Consider the following 23249-nt stretch of genomic DNA (forward strand, 5'->3'; position numbering starts at 1 on the left):
GCCGAGCGACCGGGCCGCGGGCTCAGCGCCCGAACAGCCGCAGGTTGGCCTGCTCGGTCTCCGCGTACTGCTGGCCGGCGTTGCCGAGCGCCGTCGTGATTCCTACGAGGCTCTCCTCGACCCGCTGCTGGGTGGCCCTCCAGTCGGCGACCACGGACTGGAACGCCACCGAGGCCTGGCCGCTCCACGAGCCCTCGAGGCTGGTGAGTTGGCCGAGCAGCGCCTGCACCTCGGTGCGGATGCGCTCGATGGAGCCGTGGGCGCTCTGGGTGGTCTGGATGACGGCGTCGCTGTCGACGTGGTAGCTGGTCATGGGTGGTGTGTCCTCTCCGACGGGGTGAGGTCACGAGACTAGGCCGGCACGCGCGGGCGGCCGCGCTGCATCCGTTCTCCGTGGACGGATGCCGCGACCCGCGAACCGGGGGAGGGGTCAGACGGCGGGAACGGCCGCTGTGGGGGTTCCCGTGGCGTCGAGCGACTGCGGTGCCGACGGCGAGGTCGCCAGCGGCAGCGAGACGCGGAACGTCGCTCCACCACCCGGTGTCTCGACGACGTCGACGGTTCCGTTGTGCGCGGCGATGATGGCCGAGACGATGGCCAGGCCCAGCCCGCTGCCGCCGGTCTCGCGGGTGCGCGAGGTGTCCGCACGCCAGAAGCGCTGGAAGATCTTCTCGCGGATCTGCGGCGGGATGCCGTCACCGTGGTCGATGACCGAGAGCACGGCGCGGTCGGTCGACTCGTCGATGGAGACGCCGATCTCGATCGGGCTGCCCGAGGGTGAGAAGCGCATGGCGTTGCCGAGCAGGTTGGTGAGCACCTGGCGGATCTTGTTCTCCTCGGCCAGCACGATGGCTTCTGCAGCTTCGGATGGATGAGGCGACGGGGCGACGGCCGAGGCCACGATGGTTCCCGAGGCGACGGATGCCGCATCGGCCTTGCGGTAGCGCCGCCCACGGAGGCGCGCGAGCGTGGCGCCGGCGAAGGCGACCGGGCCCGTGGCGTTGCTCGTGCCGAGGCGCTCGGGGGTGCTCGCGGCATCGAGGGCGTTGTCGGTGGCATCCGCCGGCTCGTCGTGGTGCCGGACGATCGGCGGGAGGATCACCGTGACGGTGCGGTCGGGCGAGGACGCCATGGTGTCGAGAGCGGCGTCGCGGGCGATCGGCACGAGGTTGACCGGAGCCAGCTCGAGCGGCTTGGTCTCGTCGAGGCGGGCCAGGGAGAGCAGGTCCTCCACGAGGCCGCCCATGCGGATGGCCTCCTTCTCGATGCGCTCCATCGCCTGGGCGACGTCCTCAGCGGTCTGCAGTGCCCCCATGCGGTACAACTCGGCGTAGCCGCGCACCGAGACGAGGGGAGTGCGCAGCTCGTGGCTGGCGTCGCCGACGAAGCGGCGCATCTGCTCGATGCTGCGGGCGCGGTCCTTGAAGGCCCGGTCGATGCGGTTGAGCATCGTGTTGAGCGAGCGGTTGAGGCGTCCGACCTCGGTGTTGGGGGTCGCTCCGCCGAGTCGCTGGCTGAAGTCGCCGTCGGCGATGGCGGCGGCGGTGCGCTCCACCTCGCGCAGCGGTGAGAACGTCGTCGTCACGAGCATCCGGGTGATCAGGCCGCCCAGGATCACCACGCCGATGCCGAAGCCGAGGAAGATCGACAGGTACGTGGCCATGATGTTGTCGGTCTCGCGCATCGAGACAGCGATGAGGGTGGTGCCCATCGCGCCCTGCTCATCGAGCTTCTGTGGCACGGCGATGGCGTGGAACGCCGTGCCCTTGGAGTCGCGCAGCTCCGTGATCGCGCCGTCGAGGTCGCTCGTCGTCGCAAGCGGAAGGGTGCCCTCGATGATGGGGAGATCGCTGAAGGATCGCGTCGTCCAGTTGTGGGCGATCGGATCGCCCTCAGTGTCGAAGACGGCGACGAAGTAATCGGTCGCGGTCGAGTCGCTCGTGACTGAGGTGATCTCGGCGTCGTCATCGGGGCCGAAGAACTTATCGAGATTGCCGCTGGCGATGGTCGCCAGCCGCTGGTCGACCTGCTGGGTCACGTACTGGCGCAGCATCGCCATGGTTCCGATGCCGGAGACCAGGAGTCCCAGGGTCAGCATGAGCACCGTGACGCCGGTGATCTTGCTGCGCAGGGAGACGCGGTTCCACCGCTCGGAGAGTGATTCATGCATGGCGGCGCCAGTCTACGAACGCAGTCTGAGCGTCAGCCCACCGACACCCGCACATCACCCGTCGGACTCCCGGGAATCAGCCCTTCGAACTCTTCAGCATGTAGCCGAAGCCGCGTTTGGTCTGGATGAGCGGCTCGGTGGAGTGCTGGTCGAGCTTGCGGCGGAGGTAGGAGATGTAGCTCTCCACGATGCCGGCGTCGCCGTTGAAGTCGTACTCCCACACGTGGTCGAGGATCTGCGCCTTCGAGAGCACCCTGTTCGGGTTGAGCATCAGGTAGCGCAGCAGCTTGAACTCGGTGGGGGAGAGCTCGATGGGGATCTCGCCCACGAGCACCTCGTGGGTGTCCTGGTCCATGGTGAGTTCGCCCGTGCGGATGACGGCCTCTTCGTCGGCGTGCATCGTGCGGCGAAGGATGGCACGGATGCGGGCCACGATCTCATCGAGGCTGAACGGCTTGGTGACGTAGTCGTCGCCGCCGACGGTGAGGCCCGTGATCTTGTCCTCGGTGTCATCCTTCGCTGTGAGGAAGAGGATCGGCGCCGTGTAGCCAGCCGTTCGGAGGCGTTTGGTCACGCCGAAGCCGTTCATGTCGGGCAGCATCACGTCGAGGATGATGAGATCGGGTTCTTCTTCGAGGACCGCGGAGATGGCCTGTGCGCCATTTCCCACGGCACGCACCGCGAAGCCGGCGAAACGCAGGCTCGTGGTGAGGAGATCGCGGATGTTGGGTTCGTCGTCGACGATGAGAATGCGGGGACCGTCAGCCATGACCCTAGTATCTGCGCGTTTCCTGAAACCCGCCTGAGAATCGCGTGGAGGCGAGTCGGGTGAACGCTGTACTGCATGTCGGAGGAGCGCAGAGCCTGCTGGGAGTCGAGCGATGATCCTCGCCGGCGCTGGTCGCGGCGGGGGCGGCGTGGAAGACTCGGCAGCATGAGCGCTCACCATCGGATCGTCATCGTCGGGGGTGGTCTCGCCGCGGCACGGGCGGCCGAGAGCGTGCGCAGTGAGGGCGTCGACGCATCCGTCACCGTCCTCGCGGCCGAGGCACGGCCGCCGTACGAGCGGCCGCCGCTGTCGAAGGGCTATCTGCTCGGAACGGACGATGCCGCCTCGACGATCCCGCTGGATGCGGCCTGGTACGCCGCCCATGACATCACGCTGCGCGCGGGCGCCGAGGCGACCGAGCTCGACACCGCCGCGCACACTGTGCGTGCCGGCGGCGAGACGCTCGCCTACGACCAGTTGCTGCTGGCCACGGGGGCGTCGCCCAGGCGTTTCACCGGACCGGGCGGCTCGCTCACCGGCGTCTACACGCTGCGCACCCTCCACGACTCGACGGTGCTGCGCGCCGCCATCGCCCGCGGCGGCCGCCACGTCGTCGTCATCGGCTCAGGCTGGATCGGCCTCGAGGTCGCCGCAGCGGCGATCACCTACGGCAACACCGTGACCGTCATCGGCCACGGGTCGATCCCGCTCGAGGCCGCCGTGGGACCGGTCATCGGCGAGGTCTTCGCCGAGCTGCACCGCGCCAACGGCGTCGAGCTGCGGATGGACTCGGGCGTGAGCGCCATCCGGGGTGCCGGGCACGGCTCCGGTCACGTGGACGGTGTCGTGCTCCGCACGGGAGAAGTGCTCGACGCCGACCTCGTGGTCGTGGGCATCGGGGCCACGCCGAACACGACGCTGGCAGCGGCATCCGGGATCACTGTGGACAACGGCATCGTGACCGATGCCGGCCTCCGCACGAGCGCTCCCGACGTGTTCGCGGCTGGCGACGTCGCCAACGCGTACCATCCGGTGCTCGGCCGGCGGCTGCGGGTGGAGCACTGGGCGAACGCCGACAAGCAGGGAGCTGCGGCAGGGCGGGCGCTCGCCGGAGTCGACGTCGAGTACGCCGAGATCCCCTACTTCTTCACGGACCAGTTCGACCTGGGCATGGAGTACTCGGGCTACGGCACTCTCGCGGCCGGAGGTGACCTGGTGGTGCGCGGCGACCTGGCCTCCCGCGAATTCGTCGCGTTCTGGCTGCGCGACCGCCACGTCGTCGCCGGCATGAACGTGAACGTGTGGGACGTCAACGAGAGCGTGCAGAAGCTCATCCGCGCAGGCGTGCGCCTCGACCCCGCGGCCCTCGCAGATCCCGGCGTGGCACTCGACTCCCTGCTCGCCGCATGATCGCCCACCCCGTGCGCACCATCGGCCCGCGCACCTTCGACTTCTCTCGCGAGGTGGCCGTCATGGCCATCGTCAATCGCACACCGGACTCGTTCTACGACAAGGGCTCGACCTTCGCCCTGGATGCGGCCGTCGCCGCAGCGCACCGGGCGCTCGCCGACGGCGCCGACTGGGTCGACATCGGCGGCGCGAAGTTCGCGCCGGGTCCGCCGGTCCCGGTGGAGGAGGAGATCGCCAGGGTGGTTCCCGTCGTCGAGGCCCTGCGCGGCTCCGGCGCCGTCATCTCGGTCGACACCTTCCACGCCGCCGTCGCCGAAGCCGCCATAGCCGCCGGGGCCCACGTCATCAACGACACCACGGGCATCCACGACGTCCGCATGGCCGAGGTCGTCGCCGCCAGCGACGCCACGATCGTGGTGACGCACAGCCTCGCCGAGCCGCGCACCGTCTATCCGGCGCCGCACTACGACGACGTGGTGGGCGAGGTCGTCGACTTCCTGCGGGCGCGCGTCGACCGGGCTCACGAGCACGGAGTACCCCTCGAGCGCATCGTCGTCGACCCCGGGCACGACCTGAACAAGAACACCCTGCACTCGCTCGAACTCACCCGCCGCCTGTCGGAGGTGACGGCGCTCGGGCATCCGACGCTCGTGGCCCTGTCGAACAAGGACTTCATCGGTGAGTCGATCGACCGCGATCGGGGCGACCGCGTCGAGGGCTCGCTCGCAGCGGCCGTGTACTGCGTGATGCAGGGGGCGCGCATCGTGCGCGTGCACAACGTGCGCCAGACCGTGGACGCCATGCGCATGACCGAGGTGATGGCCGGATGGCGCGAGCCCGTGGCGCTGCGCCACAACGTGAGTGCCGAGACCGCGGCGGAGTGGGAGGCGCGACGTGCTGGAGCATGACGAACTGGCGGCGGCCTATGCGCTGGAGCGGCGCGAGACACCGCAGGTGCGCATGAACTTCGTCGTGTCGCTCGACGGCGCCGCCACGCTCGACGGTCGCAGCGGCGGCCTCGGCGACGCCGAGGACCAGCGCGTGATGAGCGTGCTCCGCGAGGCAGCGGACGTGCTGCTGGTCGGGGCCGGAACAGTGCGTGCAGAGGGCTACGGCGGGGTCGGCCTCCCGCTGGCCGTCGTCTCGGGGTCCCTCGACATCGACCCCGGGCACCAGGTGTTCACGGGCACGGATGCCGCTCGCTACGTGATCACCCACGCGGGATCTCCCGCCGCCAGGCGTGAGGCGCTCGCCGGGATCGCCGAGGTTCTGGTGTGCGGCGAGGGCGCCATCGACCTAGAGGCGGCTCTGGCCGCCCTGGCCGAGCGCGGTCATACGCAGGTGCTGTGCGAGGGCGGTCCCCGCCTGTTCGGCGAGCTGGTGGCCGTCGGCCTCGTCGACGAGTTGTGCCTCAGCCTCAGCCCCGTGCTCGTGGGCGGCGATGCAGGCCGCATCCTGCAGGGTGCTTCGGAGCAGCTGCGACGGATGCAGCTCGTGCATGCCCTGCAGGGGGAGACGCTGCTGTTCCTGAGGTACGCGCGCGCCACGCCGGTCGAGTAGGCCGCGAACGGAGTGAGCAGCGGTGTCGAGACCCGCTGACCATCGAGCGGTCAGCGCTGGATGGATCTCGATACGCGTCGACTTCGTCGGCGCTACTCGATCAGCGGTGTGGCTACGCCGCCACGGCGTCCAGCGCGTGCGCGTCGAGGATCGTGTAGCTGTAGCCCTGCTCCGCGAGGAAGCGCTGACGGTTCTGTGCGAAGTCCTGGTCGACGGTGTCGCGTGCGACGAGGGTGTAGAAGTTGGCGGTGAGGCCGGACTCCTTGGGGCGCAGCAGGCGTCCGAGGCGCTGGGCCTCCTCCTGGCGCGAGCCGAACGAGCCCGACACCTGGATCGCGACAGTCGCCTCGGGCAGGTCGACGGAGAAGTTCGCGACCTTCGAGACCACGAGCACCTCCTGGCTGCCCTCGCGGAAGGCCTGGTACAGCCGCTCGCGCTCGTCGACGGGCGTAGCGCCGGTGAGCTTCGGGGCGTTCAGCGCCTCGGCCAACTCGTCGATCTGGTCGAGGTACTGCCCGATCACCAGGATGCTCTCGCCCGGATGCCGCGCCACGAGCTGGCGCACGACGTCGAGCTTGGCCGGGGCCGTCGCTGCGAGCCTGTAGCGCTCGTCGTCGGCGGCGGCGGCGTAGGTGAGCCTCTCGCTCTGCGGCAGGTCGATGCGCACCTCGTAGCAGGACGCCGGGGAGATGAAGCCCTGGGCCTCGATCTCCTTCCAGGGGGCGTCGAAGCGCTTCGGGCCGATGAGGGAGAACACGTCGCCCTCGCGGCCGTCCTCGCGCACGAGGGTTGCCGTCAGGCCGAGGCGGCGTCGAGCCTGCAACTCGGCCGTGAGCTTGAACACGGGGGCGGGCAGCAGGTGCACCTCGTCGTAGACGATGAGGCCCCAGTCGAGCGCGTCGAGAAGGGCCAGGTGGGCGTACTCGCCCTTCCGCTTGGCCGTGAGGATCTGGTACGTCGCGATGGTGACGGGTTTCACCTCCTTGATCTGGCCTGAGTACTCGCCGATCTCGTCCTCGGTGAGCGAGGTGCGCTTCAGCAGCTCGTCGCGCCACTGCCGGGCTGAGACCGTGTTGGTCACGAGGATGAGCGTGTTGGTCTTCGCGGTGGCCATCGCGCCGGCGCCCACGAGGGTCTTGCCGGCACCGCAGGGGAGCACCACGACGCCGGATCCGCCGTCGAAGAAATTCGTGACGGCCTTCTTCTGGTAGTCGCGCAGACTCCAGCCGTCTTCGGCGAGGTCGATCGCGTGCGGCGTGCCCGGCGTGTAGCCGGCGAGGTCCTCAGCGGGCCAGCCGAGCTTCACGAGCTCCTGCTTCAGGGCTCCACGCGCCCAGGGCTCGATGAGGTAGGTGTCCGACGACGGATGCCCGATGAGCAGCGGCGCGATGCGCTTGGCGTGCGAGATCTCGGTGAGCACGGGCTCATCGGTCGACCGCAGCACCAGCTCGCCCTCGTCGTTGCGCTCGATGACCAGACGGCCGTAGCGCCCGACGGTCTCGGCGATGTCGATCGTGACAGTCTGCGGAACCGGGAACTTCGAGTACTTCTCGAGTGTCGCCAGCATGTCGGATGCCTCGTGACCGGCGGCGCGTGCGTTCCACAGGCCCAGCCGCGTGATGCGGTAGGTGTGGATGTGCTCGGGGGCACGTTCCAGTTCGGCGAAAACGGCGAGGTCGTGGCGTGCATCCTCGGCGAGCGGATGCGCCACTTCGAGCAGCACTGTGCGATCGCTCTGCACGATCAGGGGTCCGTCTGACATAACCGTCAATCCTACAGTCGGTCGCTGTGGTATCAGCCGACGTGCGCCGAGCCACGACAGCGGCGTGCGGTGTCGGACCGACCGCTCAGGAGATGCCGTCGATGCTCGACAGCGGCAGGGTGCGCTCGATGTCCGCGCGCCGGTCTCGGGCGCGCATGCGGCCGTTGGCCACAGAGGTGGGCTCGAGCAGGTAGTCGGAGACGGTGCCTCCCGGCATCCGCACGCTCACGGTCAGAGTGCGCTTCTCGCGTATCGCTGCCTCGATCTGGCGGGCGAGGAATGCCAGTCCGGTCTCGCCCATGTCGGCATCCGCGGCCCGCAGCCGCACCACGAGGTCGACGAGAGGATCGGCCTTGGCAGGTGGCGCTGGGCGACGCACGGTACGCCGCGCTATGTGCACGATCTGCTCGCTGTCGTTCTCGGCGGCGACGGGGTAGCGCGCGTCGCTGAGGGCCCAGAACACGATGCTCGGCTCGAACCGGCTCGCCACCCTGTGCGTCCCCGTGCGCACGAGGGCGAGCGCGGTGAGGGTCTTGTCGACGCTGATCTGTCCGATGAGCGACTCGTCGTCGCTGCGCACGTAGCTGCGGAACTGCTCCTCGCCGTGGGTGGCCCCCACGCGAACGCGGCCGTAGCGGGCGGCCGTCTCGCTGATGAGGTAGCCGAGCGGTTGCGGCATGCCCGTGAGGGAGATCTCGCCGAGGAAGGCCAGCATCGACTCGGCGGTCTCGCCGACGGCGAGGGCACGTTCGACGGATGACGCGGTCACGCGATAGCTCGAGGCGAGTTCGCGGCTCTCCACGTCGGCCAGCGTGCGCAGCCTGGCGTCGAGGCGCGGCGCCAGCGGACCGGGGGAGATGACGGTGAGGTCGTGTTGCAGGTAGACCCTGTCGACCTCGTGGGGAAGGAGTCCGTCGAGGGTCTCGACTGCAGCGGTCAGCTCGCCGCGCAGCACGAGAGCGCCGACGGCACCGGGCGTGCTGCCCGCCGTGATGCCGAGGAGCTCGGCATCAGCCGAGAACTCGTCGATGCGGCCCTCGAGGCCGGCGCCGGATGCCGGATACAGCCAGGCGACGTAGGCACGGATGCCGGGACCCCACGGCACGCGTGCGCTCGCCAGGATGTCGTGCACGTCAGTGGGCATGGCTTCGTACCAGGACGAGGCGAGCGCTGCCCAGCGCTCGGGGGTCGAGCCGTTCAGCCAGTCGCCTCCGGTGTCGGTCTGCATCCAGTCGGTGCCGTTCAGGGCGGCGAGCGCGGCCCGAGCAGCGACCCGGAGGTGGCCGGCGACCTGTTCGATCGGGATCGACATGGCCGTGGCCAGGCGCTTGGCATCGGGGAGCGAGAGCCCGCCCTTGCCGAGTTCGCGGGCGGGCTCGGTGCCGACGGCCGTGACGAGCTCTGCGATGGCAGCGACCGTGGAGAACGCTCGCTCTGCAGCGAGGGCGTCGAGCATGCGGGTGTCGACATCGCTCTCGGCCACGGGCGTCGGGGGAAACGGGGCGGCGAGCTCGGCGAAGGAGGGCAGCCCCTCAGCCGGCCACTCGGCGAGGCGCTCGGCCACACCGCGGAACACGGCGATGCCGTCGTCGTCGGCGCGGCAGAGAAGCACGGCCGCGAGTTGGGCGGCGACGGCGCGCACCTCGTCGACGGTGATCGGCTCGGTGCGCAGCTGCGTGAGCCTCGCGGCGACGTCGTCGTAGCCGACCGGAGTCCCGGGTTCGGCGCCGGTCTCGGCGATGATGGTGGTGGTCGCGCCCAGCACGGCGAGATGCGTGCGGTCGAAGTCGCCCAGGGCGGCCTGCACCGAGGTCGGCGTCAGCAGCCACTCCGCGAGATCGAACAGATCGCGCATGCCCGTGGTGGGCACCCCGCGCGCGTGCAACGCCCCGACGAGAGCGTCATCGCTCATCGATCGTGCGAGGGCGGCCAGCGCGATCATGGCAGGAGAGGAATCAGCTCTGACTCGACTTGGCTTCTCGCGAGCGGCGCATGCCCGACACGATCACGAAGGCGATGATGAACAGAACCCCAATCGGCAGGGCGATGAGCGGGATGACGAGCACGACTGGCCAGACGCCACCGGATAGATCGGCTCCCACGGCCTTGCCAATGAGGAGCACGACGATGGCGAGGACGCCGAGGGCGACGGTGGTCCCGGCCATCGACGTCAGCGCTCGCTCCAGGCGATGCTTGCCGGGGCTGGTCGGTTCAGAGGTCACCCGATCAACAATACGAGCATTCAGGCCGAGTCGGGCCCGTGCGCGGCGACGCTGCCCCGAACGGGGTGCGTACGCCGGCTGGCGGTCGGATCGGCGGAACGGATGCCCGTCGCCGGCACGCGGCATCCGTCGCCCCTCTAAACTAGGAACAGGACTGCGTCGCGATTCGGCGCGCCCGTACACAAGACGAGGTTCAGTATGCCCACCGGCAAGGTCAAGTTCTACGACGAGGACAAGGGATTCGGCTTCATCAGCGCCGATGACGGACAGCAGGTGCACCTGCCGGCGTCAGCTCTGCCTGCCGGCGCTGTCGTCAAGGCCGGCAGCCGCCTCGAGTTCGGCATCGCCGAGGGCAAGCGCGGCCCGCAGGCCCTCTCGGTGCGAGTGCTCGACACGCCGCCGAGCCTGGCGAAGCTCAACCGCAAGCCAGCTCAGGAGATGGCGATCATCGTCGAGGACCTCGTGAAGTACCTCGACGGCGTCGGCGGCGACCTGCGTCGCGGACACTACCCCGACAGCAGCAAGACGCGCTTGACCGCGGCGCTGCTGCGCAAGGTGGCTGACGAGCTGGATGCCTGACACCGACGGAACGACGGACGCTGAGCTCACCCCCGATGCCGAGCCGGCCGTGGATGACGTGACGGTGGCGGATGCCGCGGGTCCCGAGGCTGACGGCACCGAGGCGCTCGCGGATGCTCCGGCTCCAGTCGCCGACGACGTGCTTCTCGCCGCCGAGGCCCTGGCCCGTACGGCTCTCGCCGAGATCACGCCGGTCGAGACCATCGGCGATCCCGCCGGGCACATCGTCGAGGGCGAGCACGCCCTGTCGCTGCTGTTCGAGACGCGCCTCACCGGCTACCCCGGCTGGCACTGGACCGTCACCCTGGGTCGCGTCGAGGGCGCCGAGCCGACGGTGCTCGAGGCCGAGCTCATGCCCGGCGAGAACGCCCTGCTCGCGCCCGACTGGGTGCCGTGGTCGGACCGACTGGCCGATTACCGTGCCGCGCAGGAGGCCGTCGCCGCTGCGGCAGCCGAGGCCGCGGCCGAGGGCGACGACGCCGACGACCTCGACGAGGAGGACGACGAGGACTTCGACGACGACCTCGATGTCGACGTCTTCGGTGATGGTCGTGCGGAGTCCGACGATGACGACGAGTCGGATGATGATGACGACGAGTCGGACGACGACGATGAGTCCGAAGACGACGACGAGTCGGACGACGACGATGAGTCCGAAGACGACGACGAGTCCGACGACGACGAAGAGTCCGATGACGACGACGACTCCGATGACGACGACGACTCCGATGACGACGACGACTCCGACGAAGACTCGGACGACGACGAGGACGAGTGACTCGGCCCGGAGCTGACTGCGGTCAGCTCCGGCGCGACACCAGCACGACCACGAGGCCGATGACGCCCAGCGCGATACCGGTGAGGCACATCCACAGCCACCACCCGAAGCCGGCGTCTGTGAGCATCTCACCCCAGATGAACCAGACGATGAGGCCGATGAACCACACGGCTGTTCCCGCGACGACGGCTTTGCGTCCATCGGCGCGGGCAGGCTCCGGATCGGGTCTCCGCTCACTGTCCTTCAGCCAGATGCGCATGCATCGACCCTAATGCCGCTCGCTGAGGCCCGGACGGAGTCCGCGGCCGATGCGCGCCGACGTGGCGGCTCGCTCGACGCGCTTCGGGCGGTCGCTTCGCTCGGCCCTCAGCGAGCGGTGGACGAGCGAGCGAGCGTCTACGAGTCAGCCGGCCGTGTTCTCCACCACGTACTCGATCGACGACACCAGTGCGCGCACATCGTCGGGTTCGATGACCGCGAAGGTCGCGAAGCGCAGCTGGTTGCGGCCGAGCTTGCGGTAGGGCTCGGTGTCGACGATGCCATTGGCGCGCAAGGTCTTGGCGATGGCGGCTGCGTCGATCCCGTCGACGAAGTCGACGGTGACGACGACCTGCGACCTGTGGGCGGCATCCGTCACGAAAGGCGTCGCGTAGTCGACGCGCTCTGCCCATTCGTAGAGCACGTCGGATGACTCCTTGGTGCGCGCCGACGTCCAGGCGAGTCCGCCGTTGCCATTCATCCACTCGAGCTGGTTCTCGAGCAGCAACAGGGTCGCGAGTGCAGGAGTGTTGAGCGTCTGGTTGAGGCGCGAGTTGTCGACGGCGTTCTTCAGCGACAGGAACTCGGGGATGTAGCGATCGGATGCCGCGATGCGATCGATGCGCTCGAGCGCCGCGGGGGAGAGGAGGGCTAGCCAGAGGCCACCGTCCGAGGCGAAGTTCTTCTGCGGCGCGAAGTAGTAGGCGTCGACCTGCGACGCGTCGAAGTCGATGCCACCGGCCGCACTGGTCGCGTCGATCACGGTGAGGGCGCCGGTGTCGCCGTTCACGCGCTCGATCGGAGCCGAGACGCCCGTCGATGTCTCGTTGTGGGTCCAGGCGTAGACATCGACGCCGGCGACGGCCTCCGGCGCGGTGCGCGACCCGGCAGGGGAGGTGCGCACGTCGGGGGCCTGCAGCCACGGGGTCTTCGCGGCAGCCGCGAACTTGCCGCCGAACTCCCCGAAGACGAGGTTCTGACTGCGGTTCTCGATGAGACCGAAGGCTGCTGCGTCCCAGAAGGCGCTCGATCCGCCGTTGCCGAGTACGACCTCGTAGCCGTCCGGCGCGCGGAACAGCTCGGTGACGCCGGATCGCACCCGGCCCACGAGATCCTTCACCGGAGCCTGGCGGTGAGAGGTGCCGAGGATGGCGGCGCCGGCCGAGACGAGGTACTCGAGCTGCTCGGCGCGCACCTTCGACGGGCCGCATCCGAAGCGACCGTCGGCGGGCAGGAATGACGTGGGGATGGTCAGCTGGGGCATGCGTAGATTCTAGATGGAGCCCCCAGCGGGTGACGGCGAGTGACGCCGACGGACGGGTAGGCTTACCGGGTACGTGCCAAGGCGACAGGGGAGGCGTGAGTGACGGACCTCATCGACACGACGGAGATGTATCTCCGCACAATCCTCGATCTCGAGGAGGAGAACATCGTTCCCCTTCGGGCTCGCATCTCCGAGCGCCTCGGGCACTCCGGGCCGACGGTCTCGCAGACGATCGCCCGTATGGAGCGCGACGGTCTCGTGGTCGTCTCCGGCGACCGCCACCTCGAACTGACGGATGCCGGACGCCTGAAGGCCGTGCACGTCATGCGCAAGCACCGGCTGGCCGAGCGCCTGCTCTCCGACGTGATCGGACTCGAGTGGGAGTTCGTGCACGAGGAGGCATGCCGCTGGGAGCATGTGATGAGCGAGCAGGTGGAGCGGAAGCTCCTCGAGATTCTCGATCACCCCACCGAGTCCCCGTACGGCAATCCGATCCCGGGTCTGGAGGAGCTGGGTGAGCCGGCGTCGACGCCCTTCATGACGGGTGTCGTGAACATCGTGGCTCTGGTCGCCGAGGGCGGATCCGCAGTGCCCGGCCGTATTCGTCGCCTCGCAGAACCCGTGCAATTCGACCCGGAACTCCTCGCGCAGCTCAAGCAGTTCGGCATCCTTCCCGGTGCCCAGGCGTCGTTCTCGAATGCTGGTTCATACGTGCGCATCGAGGTCGACGGCGTCGACGGCGGCCTCGAACTGCCCAACGAGTCAGCCGGTCACATCTTCGTCGAGGCCTGATCCGGTCGTCCTCCCCAGACTGAGAAACCGCTCTCAAAGGCGCGCACTCGGGAAACAGGATGTGACATAACCGTGACCTTCGGCTAGCGTCGAGGAGTCCCACAGACCATCCCCCCTGGTCGAAGGACTCGGAACAAGACGCCTCCCATCCCGTCTCTTGACCTTCCGATACGCACGCGATACCCGCAGTGGACGGACCAGCCTCACGGCTGTCGGAGGCGCCGGAGGTGACTTTGGCCCAGCTACACACACGTCGTGACCCGCGAGACAACTCAAGAACGATCGAGGCTGTACCCGGCGCTGCGATCGAGAAGTCGAAGCCCCGCGCCAAGCGCCGTGGCGTCGCTTCGAACCTCACCGTGATGGCCGTCGCCGTCGGCCTCGTGGCAACCGTGGCGCTTCCCGCCTACGCCAGCGCGCCCGGAGTCGGCGACCAGGCCTTCGCCGAGTCCGACGTCAACCGTGCCATGAAGGCCGGTGAGCAGGAGGTGACCGTCGACAAGCAGGCCGCCACGATCACCGTCGCCCGCGACGGCTACGACGCCACGACCAAGGCGTCCATCGACGCCGCTGCCGCTGCTGCCGCGCAGGCCGCAGCAGCTCAGGCCGCGGCCACCGCCGCCAGCGAGATGACCGCGTACAGCGCAGCCTTCTCCGGTCCAACCGTGGGCGACCTTCTCGCCAGCCCGCCGTTCCCCGGTGGCTTCGACCTGGCCGCCGTCTACAACGTGGCGCTGCAGTACCAAGGTGTTCCCTATGTCTACGGCGGCAACACCCCGGCCGGCTTCGACTGCTCGGGCTACGTGCAGTACGTCTTCGCCCAGTTCGGCGTGAGCCTCCCGCACTCCTCCTCGGGCCAAGGCGCCATGGGCACCCCCATCTCCCTTGCCGACGCCCAGCCCGGTGACCTCGTCATCATGGACGGCCACGACGGCTTCTACGCCGGCAACGGCAACATCCTGCACGCTCCCTACGAGGGCGCGTCCGTGCGGGTGCAGCCCATCTGGACCGGCGACTACACGATCGTGCGCCTCGGCATCTGAGTGGCATCCGTTGGCGAATCGGTACGGCATTCGTCAGTGGCATCCGGAAATCGCACAGCGCCGTGAATGATCTGTGACGAACGGATGACGTCACGCGCGTGCGGCGTGCCTGATGGTGAGTGTTCCTCCGGTGTGGTTTAGCCTGAAGCTCTGACAAACGAGTTCTCGGGAGAGTCGATGCACGAGCAACGCAGCATCCGCACCATGGATGACCGCTGTGCCTTCGTGCGCCGGCATTCGAGTCGCACGCAACACCGCATTCGTGTGGTTGGTAGGGCACTGTCTTCGTGACAGTGCCCTTTTCTGTTCGCCCTCGCTCCTGAAGACCCGCCTGTCCGGGTAGTTCGAATGGCTGGAAGCCGTCCAGCCTCATTCGAGAGGGAGAGACATGCGCACACTGGTCCTCAACGCCGGCTACGAGCCGCTGGCCGTCATCTCGTTCAAACGAGCGCTCATCCTGGTGATGAACGGCAAGGCCGTCCTGCTGCAGTACGACGCCGATCACCCTGTGTGGGGGCAGTCGGGTTCCTGGGATCGCCCGTCGGTCATCCTGCTGACACGCTACGTGCGCATCCCCTACGCGCGCGACGTGCCGGTGAGCCGTCGCGGCGTGCTGCGGCGCGACAATCACCGCTGCGGATACTGCGGCAAGTCGGCCGCCACGATCGATCACGTCCTGCCTCGTTCGCGCGGCGGCCGCGACTCATGGGAGAACCTCGTGGCGTGCTGCGTGCGCTGCAACAACGTGAAGGCGGATCGTACGCCGAACGAGATGGGCTGGCATCTGCGCATCACGCCGACGATGCCGCAGGGCACCGCGTGGCTGGTGCGCGGCTTCGAACGTTCCGAGCCGCAGTGGGACGAGTTCCTGACGCTGGCGGCGTGAGGCATCCGTCGTGGCACCCGTCGGGCGGCATCCGAGCGAATGAGAGCCCTCTCACACCCGCCAGGACGCGTACCCGTTTCGCTTCGTGACAACCTCGGGGCTATCACGTAGTCTGGGGCAGGTCGCGCCACGGGAGCTCCCCCTCTCCACCGGGCGACGTGCCCCCATGTACGACGACGTGGTGCCACCAGCACCCCGGAGGACGATCTGTGACTGAACCCGGCAACCCCGACCGACTCGCACCTGAGTCGGCGCCGGAGACCACCGGAACAGGTCTACCCGCCGAGCTCCCCACTCGTCGTTCGCTCCGCGCCCAGCGAGACGGATCGCCAGCGACCCCGACCGGATCCATTCCGGCTCAGCAGTGGCCGACGCCAGGCGCCACCATCGGTCGCGATGAGCGAACGGATGCAGCTGAGCCGCGCACAGCCCCCATCGTGGTCGCGCCGGCAACGGTTTCCGCCGCCCCCGAGGCGGCTGCGTCCACTGCGGTGGCGCCCGTCGCGGTACCGACCGCGCGCGCCTCGGTCTCGCCGTCGGCAGCTCGCAGTGCGGCATCCGGAGGTGGAGCCCCTCCGCGGGGATCCACCCCGACCTCGCAGCCTGCACGCCGGCGCAAGAATCCGTTCGGCGCGATCGTGGCTCTCGTCGTCGTGCCCGGACTGTTCCTCACCGTCGCCCTGCCCGCATACGCCTTCGCCCCCACGGGCGGGTCGGAGTTTTCCGAGTCCGGAACCCACGAGCTCGCCGTCGCCTCCGCCCAGGAGGTCGACGTCTCGAGTTCCGCCGCGAAGGTCACCGTCGCTCGCGACGGCTACACAGCGGTGAGCGGCGAGGAGATCCGCCGGCAGACCGCAGAGGCCGAGGCGGCCGCCGCGGCTCAGGCTGCTGCCGCCCGTGAGGAGGCCGCTGCCGAGCAGGCAGCGCAGATCGGTGCCTACTCGGCGCCCGCGCAGCGCCAGGAGGGCGACGACTATCCGTGGCCCGGTGGCCCTGTGGGAGTGCTCTCACCCCTCAATTACGAGTATCGCGAGTGCGTCGACTTCGTCGCCTGGCGCCTCAACCGCGATGCAGGCGCGACCGGCCCGTTCCGGTGGGTCTGGTCGAACCTCACCCCCGGCGGCGGCAGCGCGTGGAACTGGGCGAACGCCTGGTACGCGAACGGCTGGCAGGTCAGCCACGACCCGATCGTCGGATCCGTCGCCTGGTTCACGGGCAATCACGTCGCCTACGTTCAGTCGGTCAACGGTGACGGCACCGTGACGATCGAGGAGTACAACCAGAACTCCGACCACAATTACCACCGCCGCACCATCGGTGTCGGCGATGCGGCGCTCTACCTCTACCCGCCGCCCGCGTAGCCTCGCGGCATCCGGTAGCCCGTCTTGGGCGGGGTGTCTGCTGTTCGCGGCCGTGCGCGGAATGCACGACGCGCCCGACTCCTGAGAGTCGGGCGCGTCGCCATGTGGCCACCGAGGGTCTGGATTGTTCCCCTGCCCTCGCGTCCAGGGCCTAGGAGCGGCGAGCGGCGCTGCGGCCGCCGGCGAAGCGCACGTAGAGGAACAGCACGATGATCGCGCCGATGATGGAGCCGATGATGCCGGCGGGCTGGAAGAAGCCGTCCATCGGGTCGTGCTGGAAGATCAGGAATCCGAGGAATCCGCCGACGAACGAGCCGACGATGCCGACGAGGATCGTCATGAGGATGCCGATGTTCTGCTTGCCGGGGATCACGGCGCGAGCGATGAAGCCAGCGATGAGGCCGATGACGATGAGGCTGATGATGAGGCCGAGCATGAGTATTCTCCTTCTAGGTGCCGAGCGGGGTGCGGCCTGGTGCGCACCGGTTGGAGCGCGGGCCGCCGCTCGGCAATAGTACGGAGTCAACCACCCCTGCGGGTGTGGCTGTACACCCCTGGGGGTGGAATGCTAGGGGGTATGCCCTCGCCGACCTCCCAGCCAGTCACCGTCGCCCTCGTCGATGATTACGACGTGGTGCTGAAGGGACTCGCGCACCTGTTCGACGACTACCGCGACCGGGTCGTGGTGGCCGAGATCGACGCCAACGCCGCCATGGAGGACTACGTCGACGTGGTGCTCTACGACTCGTTCGCGCAGCCGGAGTCCGATCAGACCGAGATCGCGGGACTCATGCGCAACCCGCGTGCGCGTCACGTGGTGGTCTACACCTGGAACTTCCAACCCGATCTCATCGCGGAGGCCCGCCGACTCGGTGTGCACGGCTACTTGTCGAAGACGCTCACGGCAGCGGCTCTCGTCGCCGCCATCGAGGCGGTGAACGCGGGGGAGATCGTGATCAGCGAGCAGAACCGACGGGCGCCGAGCGCACCGGCCCTGGACTGGCCGGGGAAGCTCGAGGGGATCACCGATCGCGAGTCCGAGATCCTCGCGCTCATCACCCAGGGCAAGAGCAACGCGGAGGTCGCGCGACTCACCTACCTCAGCCCCAACACCGTCAAGTCCTACATCCGCTCCGTCTATCGCAAGATCGGGGCGACGAGCCGCACGCAGGCCGTTCTCTACGGCGTCAGCCATGGTTTCGCGCCGGACACCCACCGGATCGAGCACTGGCTGGGGGGACCGTGATCTCTGACGGATGCCGTCAGCGACGCATCCGGAGTCGACGTGAAAGCGTCACGCGCTCAGCGGCCGTCGCGCCGCTTCGGCTCGCGTCGGCCTGCGACACGTCAGAGGATCTCGCCGAGTGCGCCGTCTAGCGTGCGATGCAGCACCGGAAGCGCGACGTGGAACTGATCCGCGCGGACGGCTCCGTGCTCGTGCTCGGAGTACGGGGTGATGTATCCGAGCACGACGTCACCCTCCACGACCTCCAGCTCGGCACCGTACCCGGGGGTGCCGTCCCGTCGGGCGGCGCTGCGTCTCAGGGTGAGGTCGTGTTCTCCGAATGTCACGGCGAGCGGTTCGTGTTGCGCGCCGGCGATGAACTCCTCGGTGAGCCAGGTCGTCATGGTGGCATCCTACGGCGGGTGTCCGCTAGCGCCTGGCTTCCGCTGTCACCGCGTGTCCGCAGAGTTTAGACCCCGCGGCGGCATCAGTCGACCCGGGCCTGTCAATCCGAAAAGGGTGACTGACTTGGGGGAGGCCGCTCGCTGAGCGGAGCGCTCTCCGACGAAGGGCGACGCACCCCGACCGGCCTCGCAGCAACGACACAGCACGCCTCACCACGACAGGATCCAGGACGATGACGAACCGAGAACAAGCCGACGATGGTCGGCCCCAGATGACTCCGCCCCAGGCGATGCCGGCTCAGACGACGCCGGCCCAGACGACCCCGTCCCAGACGACTCAGCCCCAGACGACTCCGTCCAGCGCAGCCCCCGCGGGATCGGTGCCGCTGGAGGACCGCGGCACACTTCGCGAGGAGGTAGTGAACCGTGAGCGGGAGAGGTTCGGCGGCATCAAGTTCGGTTCGGCCTTCTTCGGATGGCTCACCGCGACAGGAACCGCCGTCATCCTGACCGCTCTCGTCGCGGCAACCGGCGCTGCGGTGGGCCTCGGCGCCACAGACGGACAGGCTTCCATCGACGAAGGTGAAGCAGCGACGATCGGCATCGTCGGCGCCATCGCCCTCGTCGTCGTGCTCCTGATCTCGTACTACTGCGGCGGATACGTCGCCGGACGCATGGCGCGGTTCGACGGCCTGAAGCAGGGCCTCGCGGTGTGGCTCTGGGCCGTCGTGATCGCCGTCGTGGTGGCGATCGTCGGCGCTATCGCCGGGAGCCAGTTCAACGTGCTGGCGAACCTCAACAGCTTCCCCCGCATCCCGCTCAATGAGGGCGACGTCACTTTCGGGGGTGTGATCACCGCAGTCGCGCTCGCGCTCGCCAGCCTCGGTGGCGCCCTGCTCGGTGGAGCGGCCGGCATGCGTTTCCATCGCAAGGTCGACCGCGCCGGCCTGGGCCGGTGACCCGCTGATGCTGCCATCGAACAACATCCAGAGCATCGTCGGCGCCACGCTGTTCGGCACCGATGATGACAAGATCGGCCGGATCGCGCAGGTTCTCGTGGACGCCACGGACGGGCATCCGACCTGGGCGGTGGTGCACGTCGGAACGCTCGCCCGCCATTCCACCTTCGTGCCCTTGACCGACGCGACCTGGGAGAACGACGACGTCTCCGTGCCCTTCAGCAAGGATCAGGTCAAGCACGCTCCTCGGATCGATTCCGACGGCGGCCTCGATCCGACTCAGGAGCAGGAGCTCGTGCGGTACTACTCGACAGGTTCGGCCACCGACACCGCCGGTGCGGATCCGGGGGCTGCGCCCGACGCGAGCGCGGGTCGCCACGAGGAGTCGCGATGACGCCATGAAGGTCTGTCGAGAGCATGGCATCCGCGTCACTCCGGCGCTCAAACCGTCCCGGGCGACGAGGATCGGTGTGCCCAGGCCCGATCTGGTGCCCGTTGGCTACCTCTGCCCGTTCAGTCCGTCGCGCGTGCTCCGCGAGGATGAAGTCGTCGATCCCGATGCGTAGCGCCTCCCTCCATGCCTCAGGTCGCCCTGAGCCTTCATGGTCAGAACCATCGGGAAAACCGGGACGCGGAACCACGCGACAGCTCGGATGATGTGATCGGCTGTCAACCCCCGCGAGCGTTCCTGCGAACCGCCCTAGTCTCAATACATGCCGAACCCGAATCGGCGTAGTGCCGCAGGTGCGGGGCCATGACAAGTCCAGCGGCCCTGCACCTGCGACAAGCCTCGATCCGCCGCCATGACTTCTGCTGGCTGGTGCAGTCGGCACACGCGCTCGAAGCAGATAAACTCGTGCAGTCAGCCTCTGTAGCTCAATGGAAGAGCAGTTCCGTCCTAAGGAAAGGGTTGGGGGTTCGAGTCCCTCCAGGGGCACCGTTCGTCGTCGTCATTGATGTCACGCCGCGTCCGAAACTGGACTTTCCGCAAGTAACTCTGGACCGTACATCAACTGAGTCGGGTGCTGGCGTCGGCGTTGGCGCCGCTCGACGTAGCTGGGACTTGCGAATGTAAGCACGATAAGTTCAGTCGCCTGCACAGTGCTGATCCGCGGTTGAGTAGTTGTTGCGGTTGGCATACCTTCACCGGGCACTTTCACGGGCGGGTCTTACGGCGACTGAGTTCTTCTGCGGTTATGCCTGCACGCCGTCGAACACGACGATGACGATGAAGGACCGGCTTACTGGATGTGTGAAGGGCCCCGCTGGCGCCGGCTGGAAATTGGGAGAGGTGATTGTTTTTGAGCGGTATTGTCGAGTCATTGCGAGGAACGCAGGAGGCGCTGTGCCCGGTTTTGATGGTGTGATTCGTGAGGACGTGCGCGACTCGACGTCGGATTGGCGGCCGTACGCTGAACCGCAGGCAGCGCCTGGGGCTCCGAATGTGATGTTCATCGTGTGGGACGACATGGGGTTCGGCGCGTGGGACCTGTATGGCGGTCTGGTCCGGATGCCGAACATGCGCCGGCTCGCCGAGCACGGGCTACGTTTCACCCAGTTCCACACGACGGCCTTGTGCTCTCCGACGCGGGCGTCGCTGCTGACCGGGCGGAACCCGCAGAGCGTCGGAATGGGCACCATCGGTGAGGCGAGCGACGGGTTCCCGAACTTGTCGTGCCTGATTCCCGCGGATGATGCCTTCCTCTCCGAGATTTTGTCCGAGCAGGGATATAACACGTTCGCGGTGGGGAAGTGGCATCTGTCGCCGGCGGCGGAGATGAGCATGGGCAGCTCGAAGAGAACCTGGCCACTGTCGCGCGGCTTCGACCGTTTCTACGGTTTCCTCGGCGGTCTCACCGACCAGTGGTATCCCGATCTCACCTACGACAACCACCCGGTCGATCCGCCGGCGCTGCCGTCCGAGGGGTATCACCTCTCGAAGGATCTCGCTGATCGGGCGATCGAGTTCATCCGCGACGCGAAGGTCACCGCGGCGGAGAAGCCGTGGTTCACGTACTTCGCGCCGGGGGCGGGGCACGCCCCGCACCATGTGTTCACCGAGTGGGCGGACAAGTACAAGGGCGAGTTCTCGATGGGGTACGAGAAGTACCGGGAGGTGGTGCTCGCCAACCAGATCCAGCTGGGCGTGTTGCCGGCAGGCACGGAGTTGCCGCCGATCAACCCGTACGAGCACGCAACCTCCGGTGACGGCCAACAGTGGCCTGCCTCCGACCTCGTGCGCCCCTGGGACTCGCTGTCTGATGGCGAGAAGCAGCTGTTCGAACGTCAAGCGGAGGTGTTCGCCGGGTTCGCCTCGTACACGGACGCGCAGGTCGGTCGACTCTTGGACTACCTCGAGGAGTCGGGCCAGTTCGAGAACACCGTGTTCGTCGTCATCTCTGACAACGGAGCCAGCGCCGAGGGCGGACCGTCGGGCTCAGTGAACGAGAACCGTTGGTACAACGGGGTGCCGGAGAATCTGGACCAGAACCTCGCCCTGCTGGGCGAGCTCGGCACGGAATCCACGCACCCGCATTACTCCAACGGCTGGGCGATGGCCTTCAACACCCCGCACAAGATGTACAAGATCAATGCGTCGTTCGAGGGCGGCGTCGCCGACCCGATGATCATCGCCTGGCCGCAGGGCATCACCGCACGTGACGAGGTGCGCACCGCATACCTGCACGTCTCCGACATCGTCCCCACCGTGCTGGACCTGCTCAGCGTGGACGCCCCGTCCGCTGTGAAGGGATACCAGCAGAAGCCACTCGAAGGCGTGAGCTTCGAGAACGTCATCACTGATGCTGCCGCCGACGGACACAAGCATGAGCAGTTCTACTGCATGATGGGCACCCGCGGGGTCTGGCACAACGGCTGGCATGCCTCGACCGTGCATCCGCCGGCCCCGGCCGGTTGGGGCCACTTCGACCATGACCGGTGGGAACTGTTCCACCTCACCGAGGATCGCAACCAGCTGAGAGACCTCGCAGCCGAGAGCCCGGAGAAGCTGGCGGAGATGAAGCAGCTGTGGCACGAGCTCGCCGGACGCTACAACGGCTACCCCCTCGATGACCGCAGCCCCGCGGAGATCTTCGCCATCGACCGTCCCAACCCGATGGCGGGCCGCACATCGATGACGCTCTACCCGGGCGGTGCAGTGGTGCCCGAGCGAAGCGCCGTGGAGATCATGGGCCGATCCTTCACGATCGCCGCTGACCTCCGCATCGACGGCGCGGCCGAGGGCATCATCTACTCCATGGGCGCCCGCTTCGGCGGCCACGCGATCTTCGTACAGCACGGCAGGCTGACCTACGTCTACAACTGGCTCGGCGAAGACGAGCAGGTCTTCACCGCCCCCGACCCACTCCCCGACGGTGCGGTGCGCATCGGGGTGCGGTACGTGATCGAAGGTCGTGACGGAACCACCCCGCACGGCACCACCGAGCTGTATGTGGATGACGTCGTCGTGGCCTCCGGGCCGATGAAGTCACAACCGGCGTACTTCACCCTCGCCGGCGAGGGCGCCACGGTCGGCCGCGAAGTCGGACAGCCCGTCTCCAGTCGATACATTCCACCGTTCACCTTCACAGGAGGGACGATCGATCGGGTCGTGGTCGATGTCTCCGGTGAGGACTATTCCCGCACAGAGACGCTCCTCCGCGGAATGTACGCCCGCGACTGAACCGCGTAGACGCTTTCGGTCTTGTAGGTCCATCCTCCCGCTTACGCTCGGACCAACCAATCACTCGGCGTACTGAGAGCGACGCGGACGAGCGAGCCCACCGCGCGTCCCGCTAAGGGATCCGC

At 68.0% G+C, this 23249-nt stretch carries 23 protein-coding genes and 1 tRNA gene; 14 read left to right on the forward strand and 10 right to left on the reverse strand.

The annotated features are described in order from the left end of the window. Positions 1–22: 22 nt before the first annotated feature. The 3 genes from AADV74_RS00205 to AADV74_RS00215 all read right to left on the reverse strand — a co-directional run bounded on the left by AADV74_RS00205 (position 23) and on the right by AADV74_RS00215 (position 2939). The gene (locus AADV74_RS00205) at positions 23–313 is read right to left on the reverse strand and encodes a WXG100 family type VII secretion target (protein ID WP_342110621.1); all 291 of its coding nucleotides are present in this window, start codon (positions 311–313) and stop codon (positions 23–25) included. Between the two features lie 117 nt (positions 314–430). Then, a complete protein-coding gene (locus AADV74_RS00210) occupies positions 431–2170 on the reverse strand; it encodes a sensor histidine kinase (RefSeq protein WP_342110623.1) in 1740 nt (579 codons plus the stop codon). A gap of 76 nt (positions 2171–2246) precedes the next feature. Further along, complete coding sequence (locus AADV74_RS00215) at positions 2247–2939, reverse strand: response regulator transcription factor (protein ID WP_056166107.1); 693 nt, start codon at positions 2937–2939, stop codon at positions 2247–2249. A gap of 165 nt (positions 2940–3104) precedes the next feature. On the opposite strand from AADV74_RS00215, the gene AADV74_RS00220 reads away from it, so the two are divergent. Genes AADV74_RS00220 through AADV74_RS00230 form a run of 3 tightly spaced genes read left to right on the forward strand, consistent with a single transcriptional unit; the run spans position 3105 to position 5909 of the window. Next, positions 3105–4349, forward strand: coding sequence for an NAD(P)/FAD-dependent oxidoreductase (locus AADV74_RS00220; protein ID WP_342110628.1), 1245 nt, complete (start codon positions 3105–3107; stop codon positions 4347–4349). Then, positions 4346–5257 (forward strand): dihydropteroate synthase, encoded by a 912-nt coding sequence (folP, locus tag AADV74_RS00225; protein ID WP_342110630.1) that lies wholly within the window; start codon positions 4346–4348, stop codon positions 5255–5257. The genes AADV74_RS00220 and folP overlap by 4 nt, the downstream gene beginning before the upstream one ends. After that, positions 5244–5909 (forward strand): dihydrofolate reductase family protein, encoded by a 666-nt coding sequence (locus tag AADV74_RS00230; protein ID WP_342110632.1) that lies wholly within the window; start codon positions 5244–5246, stop codon positions 5907–5909. Before folP ends, AADV74_RS00230 begins: the two co-directional genes overlap by 14 nt. 112 nt (positions 5910–6021) lie before the next feature. On the opposite strand, the gene AADV74_RS00235 is transcribed toward AADV74_RS00230, so the two are convergent. From AADV74_RS00235 to AADV74_RS00245, 3 genes are all read right to left on the reverse strand, one after another. Then, positions 6022–7671, reverse strand: a complete 1650-nt coding sequence (locus AADV74_RS00235) for a DNA repair helicase XPB (protein WP_342110634.1) — start codon at positions 7669–7671, stop codon at positions 6022–6024. Between the two features lie 85 nt (positions 7672–7756). Beyond that, positions 7757–9613: a helicase-associated domain-containing protein gene (locus tag AADV74_RS00240; RefSeq protein ID WP_342110636.1), complete on the reverse strand. Its 1857-nt coding sequence runs from the start codon at positions 9611–9613 to the stop codon at positions 7757–7759. Positions 9614–9626: 13 nt separating this feature from the next. Next, entirely contained in the window at positions 9627–9893 is a 267-nt protein-coding gene (locus AADV74_RS00245) for a hypothetical protein (RefSeq protein ID WP_342110638.1), read from the reverse strand. A 198-nt stretch (positions 9894–10091) separates the two neighbouring features. On the opposite strand from AADV74_RS00245, the gene AADV74_RS00250 reads away from it, so the two are divergent. Then, positions 10092–10472: a cold-shock protein gene (locus AADV74_RS00250; RefSeq protein WP_342110640.1), complete on the forward strand. Its 381-nt coding sequence runs from the start codon at positions 10092–10094 to the stop codon at positions 10470–10472. Further along, positions 10465–11250, forward strand: coding sequence for a DUF3027 domain-containing protein (locus AADV74_RS00255; RefSeq protein ID WP_342110642.1), 786 nt, complete (start codon positions 10465–10467; stop codon positions 11248–11250). Before AADV74_RS00250 ends, AADV74_RS00255 begins: the two co-directional genes overlap by 8 nt. A gap of 22 nt (positions 11251–11272) precedes the next feature. Here AADV74_RS00255 and AADV74_RS00260 read toward each other — a convergent pair whose 3' ends face one another. Further along, positions 11273–11509: a DUF2530 domain-containing protein gene (locus AADV74_RS00260; RefSeq protein WP_342110647.1), complete on the reverse strand. Its 237-nt coding sequence runs from the start codon at positions 11507–11509 to the stop codon at positions 11273–11275. 144 nt (positions 11510–11653) lie between these two features. Next, a complete protein-coding gene (serC, locus tag AADV74_RS00265; RefSeq protein WP_342110649.1) occupies positions 11654–12772 on the reverse strand; it encodes a phosphoserine transaminase in 1119 nt (372 codons plus the stop codon). A gap of 99 nt (positions 12773–12871) precedes the next feature. Here serC and AADV74_RS00270 point away from each other — a divergent pair, with 99 nt between their 5' ends. The 4 genes from AADV74_RS00270 to AADV74_RS00285 all read left to right on the forward strand — a co-directional run bounded on the left by AADV74_RS00270 (position 12872) and on the right by AADV74_RS00285 (position 16854). Beyond that, positions 12872–13564, forward strand: a complete 693-nt coding sequence (locus AADV74_RS00270; protein ID WP_342110652.1) for an iron-dependent transcriptional repressor DtxR — start codon at positions 12872–12874, stop codon at positions 13562–13564. 362 nt (positions 13565–13926) lie between these two features. Continuing rightward, the gene (locus AADV74_RS00275; RefSeq protein WP_342110654.1) at positions 13927–14607 is read left to right on the forward strand and encodes a C40 family peptidase; all 681 of its coding nucleotides are present in this window, start codon (positions 13927–13929) and stop codon (positions 14605–14607) included. A 388-nt stretch (positions 14608–14995) separates the two neighbouring features. Then, positions 14996–15493, forward strand: coding sequence for an HNH endonuclease (locus AADV74_RS00280; protein ID WP_055820881.1), 498 nt, complete (start codon positions 14996–14998; stop codon positions 15491–15493). 209 nt (positions 15494–15702) lie between these two features. Further along, positions 15703–16854, forward strand: coding sequence for a CHAP domain-containing protein (locus AADV74_RS00285; protein ID WP_342110659.1), 1152 nt, complete (start codon positions 15703–15705; stop codon positions 16852–16854). 151 nt (positions 16855–17005) lie between these two features. Here AADV74_RS00285 and AADV74_RS00290 read toward each other — a convergent pair whose 3' ends face one another. Next, complete coding sequence (locus AADV74_RS00290; RefSeq protein ID WP_342110665.1) at positions 17006–17290, reverse strand: GlsB/YeaQ/YmgE family stress response membrane protein; 285 nt, start codon at positions 17288–17290, stop codon at positions 17006–17008. Positions 17291–17431: 141 nt separating this feature from the next. Here AADV74_RS00290 and AADV74_RS00295 point away from each other — a divergent pair, with 141 nt between their 5' ends. Next, positions 17432–18100, forward strand: coding sequence for a response regulator transcription factor (locus tag AADV74_RS00295; protein WP_342110666.1), 669 nt, complete (start codon positions 17432–17434; stop codon positions 18098–18100). Positions 18101–18201: 101 nt separating this feature from the next. Here AADV74_RS00295 and AADV74_RS00300 read toward each other — a convergent pair whose 3' ends face one another. Then, entirely contained in the window at positions 18202–18483 is a 282-nt protein-coding gene (locus AADV74_RS00300) for a hypothetical protein (RefSeq protein WP_342110667.1), read from the reverse strand. A gap of 272 nt (positions 18484–18755) precedes the next feature. Here AADV74_RS00300 and AADV74_RS00305 point away from each other — a divergent pair, with 272 nt between their 5' ends. From AADV74_RS00305 to AADV74_RS00320, 4 genes are all read left to right on the forward strand, one after another. Beyond that, positions 18756–19442, forward strand: coding sequence for a hypothetical protein (locus AADV74_RS00305; protein WP_342110668.1), 687 nt, complete (start codon positions 18756–18758; stop codon positions 19440–19442). Positions 19443–19449: 7 nt separating this feature from the next. Continuing rightward, a complete protein-coding gene (locus AADV74_RS00310; protein ID WP_342110670.1) occupies positions 19450–19836 on the forward strand; it encodes a PRC-barrel domain-containing protein in 387 nt (128 codons plus the stop codon). 471 nt (positions 19837–20307) lie between these two features. Next, positions 20308–20379 (forward strand) — tRNA-Arg (locus AADV74_RS00315). Positions 20380–20574: 195 nt separating this feature from the next. After that, complete coding sequence (locus tag AADV74_RS00320) at positions 20575–23124, forward strand: arylsulfatase (RefSeq protein WP_342110672.1); 2550 nt, start codon at positions 20575–20577, stop codon at positions 23122–23124. Positions 23125–23249 lie beyond the last annotated feature (125 nt).

This window comes from Leifsonia stereocauli, assembly GCF_038432415.1.
Classification (GTDB): Bacteria; Actinomycetota; Actinomycetes; order Actinomycetales; family Microbacteriaceae; genus Orlajensenia; species Orlajensenia stereocauli.

Excerpts from the sequence above, each read along its gene's own strand:
- AADV74_RS00205 (WP_342110621.1), bottom strand. The coding sequence starts at position 313 with ATGACCAGCTACCACGTCGACAGCGACGCCGTCATCCAGACCACCCAG.
- AADV74_RS00210 (WP_342110623.1), bottom strand. The coding sequence starts at position 2,170 with ATGCATGAATCACTCTCCGAGCGGTGGAACCGCGTCTCCCTGCGCAGC.
- AADV74_RS00215 (WP_056166107.1), bottom strand. The coding sequence starts at position 2,939 with ATGGCTGACGGTCCCCGCATTCTCATCGTCGACGACGAACCCAACATC.
- AADV74_RS00220 (WP_342110628.1), top strand. The coding sequence starts at position 3,105 with ATGAGCGCTCACCATCGGATCGTCATCGTCGGGGGTGGTCTCGCCGCG.
- folP (WP_342110630.1), top strand. The coding sequence starts at position 4,346 with ATGATCGCCCACCCCGTGCGCACCATCGGCCCGCGCACCTTCGACTTC.
- AADV74_RS00235 (WP_342110634.1), bottom strand. The coding sequence starts at position 7,671 with ATGTCAGACGGACCCCTGATCGTGCAGAGCGATCGCACAGTGCTGCTC.
- AADV74_RS00240 (WP_342110636.1), bottom strand. The coding sequence starts at position 9,613 with ATGATCGCGCTGGCCGCCCTCGCACGATCGATGAGCGATGACGCTCTC.
- AADV74_RS00250 (WP_342110640.1), top strand. The coding sequence starts at position 10,092 with ATGCCCACCGGCAAGGTCAAGTTCTACGACGAGGACAAGGGATTCGGC.
- AADV74_RS00255 (WP_342110642.1), top strand. The coding sequence starts at position 10,465 with ATGCCTGACACCGACGGAACGACGGACGCTGAGCTCACCCCCGATGCC.
- AADV74_RS00260 (WP_342110647.1), bottom strand. The coding sequence starts at position 11,509 with ATGCGCATCTGGCTGAAGGACAGTGAGCGGAGACCCGATCCGGAGCCT.
- serC (WP_342110649.1), bottom strand. The coding sequence starts at position 12,772 with ATGCCCCAGCTGACCATCCCCACGTCATTCCTGCCCGCCGACGGTCGC.
- AADV74_RS00275 (WP_342110654.1), top strand. The coding sequence starts at position 13,927 with ATGGCCGTCGCCGTCGGCCTCGTGGCAACCGTGGCGCTTCCCGCCTAC.
- AADV74_RS00280 (WP_055820881.1), top strand. The coding sequence starts at position 14,996 with ATGCGCACACTGGTCCTCAACGCCGGCTACGAGCCGCTGGCCGTCATC.
- AADV74_RS00290 (WP_342110665.1), bottom strand. The coding sequence starts at position 17,290 with ATGCTCGGCCTCATCATCAGCCTCATCGTCATCGGCCTCATCGCTGGC.
- AADV74_RS00295 (WP_342110666.1), top strand. The coding sequence starts at position 17,432 with ATGCCCTCGCCGACCTCCCAGCCAGTCACCGTCGCCCTCGTCGATGAT.
- AADV74_RS00300 (WP_342110667.1), bottom strand. The coding sequence starts at position 18,483 with ATGACGACCTGGCTCACCGAGGAGTTCATCGCCGGCGCGCAACACGAA.
- AADV74_RS00305 (WP_342110668.1), top strand. The coding sequence starts at position 18,756 with ATGACTCCGCCCCAGGCGATGCCGGCTCAGACGACGCCGGCCCAGACG.
- AADV74_RS00310 (WP_342110670.1), top strand. The coding sequence starts at position 19,450 with ATGCTGCCATCGAACAACATCCAGAGCATCGTCGGCGCCACGCTGTTC.